This window comes from Aerococcus viridans (assembly GCF_002083135.2).
Classification (GTDB): Bacteria; Bacillota; Bacilli; order Lactobacillales; family Aerococcaceae; genus Aerococcus; species Aerococcus viridans_C.
On sequence record NZ_NBTM02000001.1, the window covers coordinates 619,316 to 631,577 of the forward strand.

The 12,262-nt window shown below is 40.2% G+C and carries 11 protein-coding genes and 1 rRNA gene; 1 reads left to right on the plus strand and 11 read right to left on the minus strand.

Features of this window, described 5'->3' with window-relative positions:
• Window positions 1–232: 232 nt before the first annotated feature.
• The 3 genes from A6J77_RS03130 to A6J77_RS03140 form a co-directional block, all read right to left on the minus strand.
• Window positions 233–1,782, minus strand: a 16S ribosomal RNA gene (locus A6J77_RS03130).
• Between the two features lie 560 nt (window positions 1,783–2,342).
• Complete coding sequence (locus A6J77_RS03135; protein ID WP_083068135.1) at window positions 2,343–3,086, minus strand: O-methyltransferase; 744 nt, start codon at window positions 3,084–3,086, stop codon at window positions 2,343–2,345.
• Between the two features lie 52 nt (window positions 3,087–3,138).
• Window positions 3,139–4,482, minus strand: a complete 1,344-nt coding sequence (locus A6J77_RS03140) for a hemolysin family protein (RefSeq protein WP_083068137.1) — start codon at window positions 4,480–4,482, stop codon at window positions 3,139–3,141.
• A 640-nt stretch (window positions 4,483–5,122) separates the two neighbouring features.
• On the opposite strand from A6J77_RS03140, the gene cbpA reads away from it, so the two are divergent.
• Window positions 5,123–5,770, plus strand: a complete 648-nt coding sequence (cbpA, locus tag A6J77_RS03145; protein ID WP_083068139.1) for a cyclic di-AMP binding protein CbpA — start codon at window positions 5,123–5,125, stop codon at window positions 5,768–5,770.
• A 97-nt stretch (window positions 5,771–5,867) separates the two neighbouring features.
• Here the strand turns inward: cbpA and A6J77_RS03150 are convergent, their stop codons facing one another.
• The 8 genes from A6J77_RS03150 to acpS all read right to left on the minus strand — a co-directional run bounded on the left by A6J77_RS03150 (window position 5,868) and on the right by acpS (window position 12,094).
• The gene (locus A6J77_RS03150) at window positions 5,868–6,473 is read right to left on the minus strand and encodes an MBL fold metallo-hydrolase (RefSeq protein WP_083068141.1); all 606 of its coding nucleotides are present in this window, start codon (window positions 6,471–6,473) and stop codon (window positions 5,868–5,870) included.
• Window positions 6,474–6,557: 84 nt separating this feature from the next.
• Entirely contained in the window at window positions 6,558–7,052 is a 495-nt protein-coding gene (locus A6J77_RS03155; RefSeq protein ID WP_083068142.1) for a QueT transporter family protein, read from the minus strand.
• 223 nt (window positions 7,053–7,275) lie between these two features.
• Window positions 7,276–7,905, minus strand: a complete 630-nt coding sequence (locus A6J77_RS03160) for a DUF2179 domain-containing protein (protein ID WP_227645109.1) — start codon at window positions 7,903–7,905, stop codon at window positions 7,276–7,278.
• Window positions 7,906–7,932: 27 nt separating this feature from the next.
• A complete protein-coding gene (locus A6J77_RS03165; protein WP_083068144.1) occupies window positions 7,933–8,598 on the minus strand; it encodes an ABC transporter permease in 666 nt (221 codons plus the stop codon).
• Window positions 8,598–9,581, minus strand: coding sequence for an osmoprotectant ABC transporter substrate-binding protein (locus A6J77_RS03170; RefSeq protein ID WP_083068146.1), 984 nt, complete (start codon window positions 9,579–9,581; stop codon window positions 8,598–8,600). The genes A6J77_RS03165 and A6J77_RS03170 overlap by 1 nt, the downstream gene beginning before the upstream one ends.
• The gene (locus tag A6J77_RS03175; RefSeq protein WP_083068147.1) at window positions 9,565–10,215 is read right to left on the minus strand and encodes an ABC transporter permease; all 651 of its coding nucleotides are present in this window, start codon (window positions 10,213–10,215) and stop codon (window positions 9,565–9,567) included. The genes A6J77_RS03170 and A6J77_RS03175 overlap by 17 nt, the downstream gene beginning before the upstream one ends.
• Complete coding sequence (locus A6J77_RS03180) at window positions 10,215–11,435, minus strand: ABC transporter ATP-binding protein (RefSeq protein WP_083068149.1); 1,221 nt, start codon at window positions 11,433–11,435, stop codon at window positions 10,215–10,217. Before A6J77_RS03180 ends, A6J77_RS03175 begins: the two co-directional genes overlap by 1 nt.
• 302 nt (window positions 11,436–11,737) lie before the next feature.
• Complete coding sequence (gene acpS / locus A6J77_RS03185; protein WP_083068151.1) at window positions 11,738–12,094, minus strand: holo-ACP synthase; 357 nt, start codon at window positions 12,092–12,094, stop codon at window positions 11,738–11,740.
• Window positions 12,095–12,262: the final 168 nt, after the last annotated feature.

Below are 12,262 nucleotides of genomic sequence, written 5' to 3' on the forward strand. Positions count from 1 at the left end.
GTTAAGTTGTATGATTCGCGAAAAGTAATTTGCTTACTTTTATTGGTTTTTTACTCTTGGTAAAATTGGAATTTCTTATATTAATTATCTCCTGGTAGAAAATAATTAAATAAGAGGTTTATTACTTACAGTATTCAGTTTTCAAAGAACAAAATATATACAAGAGAGATAAATCTCTCAAAACTAAACAAAGAAGAGTTGAACCTATTGTGTATTCCGTTATATTCCTTAGAAAGGAGGTGATCCAGCCGCACCTTCCGATACGGCTACCTTGTTACGACTTCACCCCAATCATCTGTCCCACCTTCGGCGGCTGGCTCCATAAAGGTTACCTCACCGACTTCGGGTGTTACAAACTCTCGTGGTGTGACGGGCGGTGTGTACAAGACCCGGGAACGTATTCACCGTGGCGTGCTGATCCACGATTACTAGCGATTCCGGCTTCATGCAGGCGAGTTGCAGCCTGCAATCCGAACTGAGAATGGCTTTAAGAGATTTGCTTGCCCTCGCGGGTTTGCGACTCGTTGTACCATCCATTGTAGCACGTGTGTAGCCCAAGTCATAAGGGGCATGCTGATTTGACGTCATCCCCACCTTCCTCCGGTTTGTCACCGGCAGTCTCATTAGAGTGCCCAACTAAATGCTGGCAACTAATAATAGGGGTTGCGCTCGTTGCGGGACTTAACCCAACATCTCACGACACGAGCTGACGACAACCATGCACCACCTGTCACTTTGTCCCCGAAGGGAAAGCCCTATCTCTAGGGTGGTCAAAGGATGTCAAGACTTGGTAAGGTTCTTCGCGTTGCTTCGAATTAAACCACATGCTCCACCGCTTGTGCGGGTCCCCGTCAATTCCTTTGAGTTTCAACCTTGCGGTCGTACTCCCCAGGCGGAGTGCTTAATGCGTTAACTGCGGCACTGAAGGGCGGAAACCCTCCAACACCTAGCACTCATCGTTTACGGCGTGGACTACCAGGGTATCTAATCCTGTTTGCTCCCCACGCTTTCGAGCCTCAGTGTCAGTAACAGACCAGAATGTCGCCTTCGCCACTGGTGTTCTTCCATATATCTACGCATTCCACCGCTACACATGGAGTTCCACATTCCTCTTCTGTACTCAAGTTTCCCAGTTTCCAATGACCCTCCACGGTTAAGCCGTGGGCTTTCACATCAGACTTAAGAAACCACCTGCGCTCCCTTTACGCCCAATAAATCCGGACAACGCTTGCCACCTACGTATTACCGCGGCTGCTGGCACGTAGTTAGCCGTGGCTTTCTGATAAGATACCGTCAAGACTGTAGCAGTTACTCTACAATTTGTTCTTCTCTTATAACAGAGTTTTACGACCCGAAGGCCTTCTTCACTCACGCGGCATTGCTCCGTCAGGCTTTCGCCCATTGCGGAAGATTCCCTACTGCTGCCTCCCGTAGGAGTTTGGGCCGTGTCTCAGTCCCAATGTGGCCGATCACCCTCTCAGGTCGGCTATGCATCATCGTCTTGGTAGGCCATTACCCCACCAACTAACTAATGCACCGCAAGGTCATCCATAAGTGACAGCAGAGCCGTCTTTCAATCTTCTTCCATGCGGAAGAAGATATTATGCGGTATTAGCACCCGTTTCCGAATGTTATCCCCCGCTTATAGGTAGATTCCTTACGTGTTACTCACCCGTTCGCCGCTAACGTCAGAAGTGCAAGCACTTCATCTGTTCGCTCGACTTGCATGTATTAGGCATGCCGCCAGCGTTCGTCCTGAGCCAGGATCAAACTCTCATGAAAGATTTTCATGAGCTTGATTGCTCATTAAAGTTTGCTGACTTATTTATAGTAGTTCTCACTACTTTTGATTGTTGGAATCGAATGATTCCATACACAATTTTTGGTTTGTCTTCTTTGTTCAGTTTTCAAAGGTCTATCTCGTTGCTTTATTAGCAACTCATATATCATATCATCTTCATTCGGCGTTTGTCAACAAAAAGTTTTAAAAAGTTTTTTTGCTATTTTATACAAACGATGTCGTGTTGACGACTTGAATATCATATCACTTGCCTTGAGCTATTACCAACAAGAATTTAAAATTTCTTTTGCATCTCATTGTCACCCTTAACAAGCAACTTTTGTATATTAACTCAAGTTTAGAACCAAGTCAACAAGTATTTTCCAATAGTATTTAACGCACGTTGTCGTCTCCGCTATTGGATATTTATATTAGCACCCTATTCTATCAAAGTCAATGGTTTCGAATTAAAAATATTTGACAGATTTTCCCTTCTCAAATTTCAGGTTAAGAAAAAAGCCGTGAAGTTCCCTACACGGCTTGATTTCTATCTATATTTTCCCTAGAAATTTTTCTCTAACATGTAGGAGAAATCTGTATCATCAATTTTCTCTACAAGTAAGACTCCATCACCTAAGGGTAGGACAGAGGTTTTTAAGTTTGGATGCCCCACCACTTCTTCTAAAAGTAGATTTAATTTTTTATGAATTTTCCGCACACGTTTTGGAATGGTATCTAATTTATTAAAGACTGTACCACCTTGGAAGATATCATCAATCATCAAAATCCCGCCAACTTCTAGTCGGTCCATGATTAACGGGAAGAAGTCGAAGTATTTTGCTTTCGCTGAATCTAATAAGGCAAAGTCATATTTAGTTTCTAGAGTTGGCAATACATCTTTGGCGTCACCTTCATGGATACTCACTTGGTCTGCTACACCTAATTTTTCAAAGTTGACTTTAGCAGCAGCAATCATTTTGTCATAACGATCGATGGTATCTAAGGTTCTTTCAGGGTGGTCGTAAACCATTAGTGATCCAGAGAATCCGATGGCCATACCGATTTCTAGAATTTTCTTTGGTTGTTTAATACTTAATAAAAAGTCTAAGAAAACTGCTGTTTCATGAGGAATTACTGGTACGCGGTTTTCATGGGCGTAATCTTCTAATTCTTTTAGTGGTGCTGGAAAGTCGTTCTGTCCAGTACGCATGAAGTTCAATACACCTGCTTCTACTACTGGGCGGTCCATCATTTCATTTTGCACTACTTTTTCTTTAGTCTTGTTTACTTCGTTTGCTTGAGTCATATTTACTCCTTTTAGTTGAAAAAAGTCCGGAAAGATTCCGAACTTTTTAATGCTATTTATTTTCTTCTACTTCTTCTTCAGCTAATTCATCGATATCTAACTTCTTAACTTGGATACCACGGATACGTCCATTTTCTACTGCAGTAGTCATTAGTTTATAATTTTCGATTCGGATTACTTCTTCTGCTCGGTCTTCAGGGAAGTAACCTAGAATTTCAATCATGTAACCTGCGATGGTATCTGATTCATCGGATTCTACACTTGTTTTAAATAATTGGTTAAACTTATCGATTGGCATGATTCCATTGATGATGTAGGTGGTATCATTGATGCGTTTGTAAAGATGTGAAATTTCATCATATTCATCTTCAATATCGCCGACGATTTCTTCGATTAAGTCTTCTAGGGTAACTAAACCAACTACACCATTATACTCATCTTTGATGATGGCGAGATGTTGGTGATTTTTCTTAAAGTCGAATAGTAAATCATCAATAAAGCTGGTTTCCGGTGCAAAGAAAGCTGGTTTAAGAACGTTGGTGATTTCGATATTTTCAAACCCTACTTTACGCGCTTCACGTAAAATATCTTTTGTATGGATAATCCCAACAATGTTATCTTTGTCATCTTTAAAGACTGGCACACGAGAATATTGCGAGCTTAAGATTTCATTTACGATTTCTTGGTTGTCATCTTCAATATCTACCATAAAGGTATCTGTACGAGGTGTCATTACCTCTCTAGCCAATTTAGTATCCAAGGATAATACACCTTGCATCATCTGGAACTCGTCACTATCAATTACACCTTCACGACGTGAGGAATTAATAATCCCTTGAATTTCTTCACGAGTAAATTGTTGGCTATCTTCAGAAAACTCGAGTGGAGTGATTTTCTTCAATATATTTGTTGACGCTGTTAGCAACCATACGAAAGGTTTGAAGAATGTTTTTAACACAGAAATAATACCAGCTGATTGTCGTGCATACGATTCAGGCACTTGTAAAGCTAATTGTTTTGGATATAGCTCACCTAATACCAATGTAAAGTATGACAAGATTAAGGTTACAGCTGCCGTAGCAATTGTCTCACCTGCTGGAATACCAGATAGATACGGTTCTAAATAAGAAACGAAGGTGGTAGACGCTGCTGCAGACGAGAAGAAACCAGCAAAAGTAATTCCTACTTGAATCGTTGATAAGAAATCATCAGAGTTTTCAAGAAGTTTTAGTACTTTTTGAGATTTTATATCTCCTTCTTCTGCCATAGTTTCTAATTTTGAATGGTTCACAGATACAAAGGCCATTTCAGCCCCTGCCAGGAAGGCATTCACCAATGTTAAAACAATAATTAATAATATCTGTCCACCTACGTTTGAGGCCCCAGGATCTCCCATAATGTCGAATTCTCTCCTTTATTATATGTATGTACAATAATCTGATTTTAGTATACAACCACTAGGTTTAAAAGGCAAGATTCAACTTATAAGTATGGGTAAAGATTGCGGATCTCATCCTGTTTTAAAAATTTTTGACTAACTGTTTTGCAAAGAGACAAAACCCAACAAACTAAAGGAGTTGTATAGAAAACAAATATCCCTCATTTCTACAGATTCTAATTTAGTTTTAGCTAGGTTAACACGGTCAGCGTATACGTCAGCTGAGGAGTAATGAGTATCTTCGAAACTAGTGAATGAATCAACTGAGTCAACATCTTTGAACGCTTCAGGACCTTGCGCTAATTTTTCTAATAAGATTTCTAGGTTGAAGTCTTTATCATCATAAGCGTTGATCTAAGTTTGTACTTGAGGTACATCAGCTAAAGCAACTGGTTGGTTCACTGCTACCTAAATTGTTGGGATTTCGTTGACGTAGAATGGAATATCCGGAGTACCTCTAGATGCTGGCCATGCAACACGTTGTAGAGTACCTGCAGCCATTTTTGCAACCTTCTAACCTTGCTATAATCTTTAGCATGATTTTGCCATTTTTATGTTATAATGAGGTCGAATATAACGAAAGAGTGAGGTCATACATATGAACATCCGCGAATTAAGTATCAAGCGGGAGGACATCAAATATGTCACCGAGGCTAATACATTACAAGAAGCCTTAGACATTATGAAAGAAAATAATTTCCGGTCCTTGCCGATTTTAAGCCAGTCCGGAACGATGTATCGCGGAAACATTTACCGACAACATATTTACAAGAGACTATCAAATGACGAGTCTTTAGATGTATCGGTTACCCACCATCTAAAGAATGCGACGAAATACATCTATACCAATTCAACCCTATTCCAAACTATCTTTGCCATTCGGGACCTGCCTTATATCAGTGTCTTAAACGAAGACCATACCTTCTATGGCATCCTAACTCACCGTGCTTTTGAACGCGGTTTGTTCAAGGCTTGGTCATTGGATGAGGACGGCTTTGTCCTGACTATCGAAGCAAACCAGGAAGACCGGGGTGCCTTGGCAGTAATTTCTCGCATTATCGGTCGCTTCGCTTCTATCAATACAGTCGTCACAACTGTTGATCCGAAAACTGACTTATCAAATATCATCATTTCATTAAAAGGTGATTGTTCTCATCAGTCGCTTGAGAAAATTATCTCAAGGATTGAACGGAAGAATTATAAGATTATTTCAGTTGGTAATACAAAATCAATTGCCTTGAGCTAAGGTGTACATTTATATACAAAAAAACCTAGACCTTTGACTACCGTAATGGCTTCATTGGACTAGGTTTTTTCTATATTTATAAATATCCATTTCTTTTTTAGAGATTGCCTTGTAAAAATGGATTGGTCGCCTTTTCCTGACCGATTGTCGTAATCCCGCCGTGTCCCGGTAGAACTTGGGTTTCATCCGGTAGGGTCAACAAATGACGTTTAATGCCTGAGATCAAGGCATCTTGGTCACCGTGGTCTAAGTCGGTTCGGCCAATAGTCCCTTTGAATAAGGTATCGCCAGCAACGACGAAGCCGTCTTCTTCAAAAATATATACAACGGATCCTGGGGAATGCCCTGGTACATGTGCGGTTTTAAAAGTGAAGCCAGCAATGGAGTGTTGCCCCATTTTGTTCCAATAACGGGTACGGGTTTTAGGAATTCTGGTTTGCTTGTCTTTCAACCAGTCGGCTTCAATAATGTGCTGCCAAACATCGATGTTGTAGCGCTCACGGATGTCTTCTACAGCACCGATGTGGTCGAAATGGGCGTGGGTCAAGAGAATTGCTACTGGATTTAACTGGTTTTCTGCGATTAGTTCTTCGATTGTTTCTGCCTGGTCACCAGGATCAATAATCAGTGTGTCCTTGTTGTCTTTGACGATAAAGTAAGGATGTTCTTGGATAGGTCCTACTGTTAATTGATATACACGCATGCGTTATCCCTCCACCTTTATTAGACGGTTATAATGTGTCTTTCCTCACGTATTTTAGCAATCAACCCTCTAAAGGACAAGCAATTACCCTTCCATCAATTTTCTGAAGTTTAGGCGTTTGTCTAAGTAATAGAATAGTGGTGCGGTGATTCCCATGATGATGATTTCACTTAAGAATGTAGTGAAGTATGTCAACCAGAATGGGAGTTGGATCACCCAGAATAATTCTAGCGCGATGATGAAGATCATGACTGAGAATACCATACTGATGATGAACATGCGTTGTTTGGTGTCTTTAGCGAATCTGAATAGGTACTCGGCCACTAAGAATGATAGCAATGTATGCAGTGTCCCAAATACGATGTCATAAATGCCTAAAGTTGCTGAGAACATCAGGTTAGATAGGAATACCCCCAGTACGACGCCCCATTTGTAGTCTTTGTGGAAAACGGCTAAGTGGTTCAAGCCCTCTGATACGCGGAATTGAATGGCGCCGAATCCTAAAGGTTGGACGAAATACATTAAAACGATGTAAATCGCGGTGATCATAGCTGAGTTCACCAATTTTCTTGTTTTCATAAAAATGCCTCCTAGTTTTTTTCTGTTGGATGGTTGCGAACAACAGTTATAAAAATACAGTAACTTTGACAATAATACAAGATAGGAATAGCGTTATTTTGCCTATAAAAAAGCAGTGACTGACTTTGTTGTCAATCACTGCTTTTTGTTGTACTACCTATTCTTTACCTGAGTTTTCATCTGTATCTTGCTTAGTTGAAGGGTCTTTTGTTGCTTGGTTGACCTATTCTTCGAATAAGTGACCTGTTTCTTCCACGTACTCTTCTCTTGATTCTACTTCTTCAACCACAATATTGTCGGTTTGTTGGTCTTTGGCTTTCGACCGTTTGATCAAACGCGGGTTTACCCGTTTAGACCAGAAACCGCCATGGATATATTTGGCATCATAAGATAGGTAGAATGCTTTGGGATCAATTTCATCGATTGTCCGGTGTAAATAGACTTCATTTGACCGCGGTGTCAGGATCGTCAAGATTAACCGGTCACCGTCACGGCCGTAACCCACTTGAATGGTTACCCCGTAGCCACGCTCACGTAAGGCGTTAGCTAGGGTATGGTCGTCATTTTGCACATAAACTTCGACTACTGAGTAGCCCAGAGCAAGTTTGGTTTCAATTAGCATCCCACAATAAATCCCAACACCGAAACCTAGGGCATAGGCAATTAGGTAAATCGGATTAGATAAATATTGCATTACCATAGATAATCCTAGAGTGTAAATCGTCACCTCTACAACAGCAATTACCGGTGCAATTCTTTGGTAACCACGTATGGCTAATAGAGTTCGTATGGTATTCAACATGATATATATCAGGTTGATGAGAAAGATTTGCAGTAATAAACTCCAGTCCATTAACTCATCCTTTCATTTATTGCTAGATTATTTGGTTGATGAAGGGTCTAGTCGTTTTTCAATTAGTCCTAACAACCAGTCAGCTAGGATTGACATAAGTGAGATTGGAATCACAGCTGCGATGATGATAGAAGTACCATCTGATGCATTTACACCGCGTTGCAACACGTCACCAAGTCCACCGGCACCAACGAATGTACCGATTGTGGAAATCCCGATACCTGTAATGAAGGCATTACGGATACCACCCATAATAACTGAAAGCGCTAGTGGTAATTCAACTTTATAAATCACTTGCCAAGGGGTCATCCCCATCCCTTTACCAACATCTACCATTGTATCATCTACACTGATAACACCGGTATAAGTATTTCTTAGAATTGGTAAGATTGAATATAGGAAGATGGTGAATACAACCAAGTTAGGTCCTAGACCCATCACTAACATAACTACTGAAAGTAAGGCTAAGTTCGGCACAGTTTGAATAATGTTGGCTAAACCTATGATAAAGCTAGATGTTTTACGCTTGTGGGCAATAAAGAAACCTAAGGGTACGGCCACAATAATCGCAAAGACTACCCCGTAAGAGGTCATCAATAGTTGGCGGAAGAATTGTGATAATAGGTACATCCCATTTTGCTGGAAGTAATACACGATTTGCTCAAATAAGTCTAATTGTGTAACGTCAACCATTATTCTTCACCTCCTAAATTATCTTGCGACACTGGTTCAATAAAGGGTTCTGCATCTTCGAAATAGTTATTTTCTTCTAAAAAGCGTTCTGCAACGACTTGTGGTTCCAGTAAGTATTGGTCACTTTGGAAGTTTAATTCTTGCATGGTTTCGTCAGAAATTGTACTAGCTAATTTTTGGAAAATGCCATCCAATTCAGGATACTGTTCGCGTGCTTCATTTGTAACAACTGCAGCCCCATCATATGGTGGGAAAAGACGTTTATCATCTTCAAGGACAACTAAGTCCTCAGAAATGATACGACCATCTGTTGAATAACCTAATACAACATCCACTTCACCAGATGATACGGCTGAATAAACCAAACCGATCGTCATTGGGTACAATTCAGAGAATTCAAAACCGTAAACTTCTTTAAAAGCATCGTAACCATCACCTTCACGATTTAACCAAGTATTATCTACACCAACTGAAAATTCGTCAGCGTATTCTTCTAAGTCAGATACTGTTTCTAAACCATATTCTTCTGCATCTTCACGGCGAACCATGAAGGCATAAGTGTTGGCAAAACCATAACCTGGTGTGTACCAATGCATATCATATTGCGAATCAAATTCTGAAATAACTGTTTCTAAGGCCACTTCTGGATCTGTTTCAGCTTCCATACCCAACTCACCTGTTAGTGAAGTCCCGGTATAGTTTACTGCTGATACGTTGGCGTCCCCTGTTTCTAAGGCCTGGTGGTTCATGGTTGATGAGCCCAAGTTTGGAATAATGTTTGTTGGTGCATCAATGTAATGTTGCACCATCCCCTCAACAATATGCCCTAAGATTTGTCGTTCAGTTGTTGATCCGGAAACAATGGAAATACCATTTTCAGATGATCCCCCTAATCCAGGTAATGAACAAGCTGTTAAAATAATTGTCGATAAGACAGCAACAATCGATGTCTTAAGATATTTCATTTTACGCAAGTGATTCATCTCCTTTCTTAGAAGAGGTTGTTGGTGTAACCCAATCCTCTATACGCGCCATCACCAAGTCAACAATGACCGCAAGGATGGTTACAGGAATCGTACCACCTAAAATTAAGTCTGGTCTAAATAGGTTCAATCCGTTAAAGATCATATCCCCTAGGCCACCACCACCGATATATGAGGCAAGTGTTGTCCAGGCGATAACATAGACTGTTGAAAGACGAATACCCGCCATAATAACTGGTACTGCGAGTGGTAGTTGTACTTGGCGAATAATTTGCATCCGTTTCAACCCCATCCCCTTAGCAGCGTCAAGTAAATCTGGGTTTACGTTCGACATCCCTAAGTAAGTATTACGGAGAATCGGTAATAGCGAGTAGATAAATAAGGCGACAATTGCCGGCACCTTACCAACGCCTAGGAAGGGAATCATTAAAGCTAAAAGTGCTAACGTTGGAATTGTTTGTAACACTGATACGATAGAAATCACGACATTGGCTACTTTGGGTACTTGTGACAATAAGATTCCTAGTGGCACAGCCACAATAACCCCGAGACCTAGGGAGATTAGTGACACATAGATATGCTCCCAAAGTAGGCGAATAACCTCACTACCTTGGCTGGCAATAAACTCTTGCATTATTTATCAGCTCCTTCAGTAGGCGCTTCAATTGGGTGAACTGCTGTTGTTTCTGCATTCTCGAATAGGGGTTCATCAGTTAATTTGTCAATTTCTTCCTCGTCACCCCAAATTGAGTTGTAAACAAGGTTTACCAATGCTGAACGGGTAACCAGACCAGTTAAACGGCCTTCACGGTCAACCACTGGCATATTAGGAATACGTCCTTTTAGTATTTGCGTAGTTGTGTCTTGTACTAAAGCATCCTCAAATACAGGACGAATTTTCGTATGCATCACATCTGCAACAGATAAACTTGAGTTTGCTGTACGTGAAGCCACATCATTTAAGGTCAATAGCCCTTTTAGATGGTTGTCATCATCGATAACGAATAGCGAATCGACATGGTTATCACGCATGATTGTAATCGCCTTAGCTAAAGACATCCCTAAGGTGGCAGTTAATGGTGTGGTTAACATGATCTCTTTTACTGTAATGAAATCAGTTTGCGCTTGCATTAAGCGTTCTTCACCTAAGAAACCACGTACATGCTCGTTAGCTGGATTACGTAAAATTTCGTTTGGCGTATCATATTGGATTAAGTCACCTTCATGCCATACTGCGATACGGTCAGCTAAGTTTAAAGCCTCATCCATATCATGGGTTACGAACACAAAGGTTGAACCAAATTCCACTTGTAGTTCTTTTACTAATTCTTGTAAAGCATCACGTGTAATAGGGTCTAAGGCACCAAATGGCTCATCCATCAAAACGATTTTTGGATTGGCTGCTAAGGCCCGAATAACACCGATACGTTGTTGTTGCCCGCCTGATAACTCACTTGGATAGCGGTCTAAATATTCAAGTGGTAACTCCACGCGTTCCATTAAACGTTCTGCAGTTTCTCTATTTTTCTTTTCATCCCACTTTAGTAAGCGAGGTACTGTTACAATGTTATCATATACGGTCATATGTGGCATTAAGCCTGTTTGTTGGATTACATACCCAATACCGCGACGTAATGCGACCGGATCTTTTGATGTTGTTGGTTCACCATCAATCAGAATTTCACCTCTTGATGGATCATGCATGCGGTTAATCATCCGAAGCGCTGTTGTTTTACCAGAACCGGATGTCCCAATAAAACATACAAACTCACCATCATCAATTGTCAAAGAGGCGTCTTTAACAGCGGCAGTTCCCCCTGGATATACCTTTTCGACATTCTTGAACTCTATCATTACTTAGTCCTCCTAATTTTTGCCTTTTATAGAAAAAGTCTCTTATAACTCTATCAAAATTTGAAAAAATGACCAAATTTATAACAGTTGATTTAGCTAAAAAGGCGACAAATCCGCTTTTTAAAGAAATTAACTTAGCAATTAACATTGTATAAGTTATAAGGAATTGGTCGCCTTTTTATGGCTAAAATTTAAATTTTTGAATATACAATAATTGTACACTTTAAATGTAAAAACTTTGAAAACTGATAGCTACAAGATTTATAATATCAAAGCTAGACTAGTTACTCTTAATTAAACTCTTAGTCCTCAATAATAACCGTTGCAGTAGCATAATGGTCAGTGTGACTGATGGTGATATGAATCGGACTTGTGATCTTATTGCAAATAATGATGGGTTTACGTTGGTCATCGTTAGAGACTTCAATATCGTGAAAATGTAGCTGACTTGAAATACCTGTTCCATAAGCTTTGGCGAAGGCTTCTTTGGCAGCCCAACGACCAGCAACAAACTCTATCTGCCGTTTTTCATTATAAATCTCTTGATAAGTGCTGAGTTCTTTATCTGTGAGTAATTTACCGACGAAGCGTGAATTCCCGGCAATCGCCTCCTTAATTCGTGCTGTTTCAACTAAATCTGTTCCTAAACCAATAATCATGGGGCCTCTTCCTATCATCTATTACGATATTGTTTATATATATTTTAACGCATTTATTTCAAATCTGCACCTTTATGCCTACGCAAAAAAACAGGCAAATGAAGTACTTTACCTCACTTACCTGTTTGATTGGGTCGAAAGTCTATAAGGGTTTGGATGTTAGCCTTT

Coding starts and splice junctions, on each gene's coding strand:
- A6J77_RS03135 (WP_083068135.1), bottom strand. CDS start 3,086: ATGACTCAAGCAAACGAAGTAAACAAGACTAAAGAAAAAGTAGTGCAA.
- A6J77_RS03140 (WP_083068137.1), bottom strand. CDS start 4,482: ATGGGAGATCCTGGGGCCTCAAACGTAGGTGGACAGATATTATTAATT.
- cbpA (WP_083068139.1), top strand. CDS start 5,123: ATGAACATCCGCGAATTAAGTATCAAGCGGGAGGACATCAAATATGTC.
- A6J77_RS03150 (WP_083068141.1), bottom strand. CDS start 6,473: ATGCGTGTATATCAATTAACAGTAGGACCTATCCAAGAACATCCTTAC.
- A6J77_RS03155 (WP_083068142.1), bottom strand. CDS start 7,052: ATGAAAACAAGAAAATTGGTGAACTCAGCTATGATCACCGCGATTTAC.
- A6J77_RS03160 (WP_227645109.1), bottom strand. CDS start 7,905: ATGGACTGGAGTTTATTACTGCAAATCTTTCTCATCAACCTGATATAT.
- A6J77_RS03165 (WP_083068144.1), bottom strand. CDS start 8,598: ATGGTTGACGTTACACAATTAGACTTATTTGAGCAAATCGTGTATTAC.
- A6J77_RS03170 (WP_083068146.1), bottom strand. CDS start 9,581: ATGAATCACTTGCGTAAAATGAAATATCTTAAGACATCGATTGTTGCT.
- A6J77_RS03175 (WP_083068147.1), bottom strand. CDS start 10,215: ATGCAAGAGTTTATTGCCAGCCAAGGTAGTGAGGTTATTCGCCTACTT.
- A6J77_RS03180 (WP_083068149.1), bottom strand. CDS start 11,435: ATGATAGAGTTCAAGAATGTCGAAAAGGTATATCCAGGGGGAACTGCC.
- acpS (WP_083068151.1), bottom strand. CDS start 12,094: ATGATTATTGGTTTAGGAACAGATTTAGTTGAAACAGCACGAATTAAG.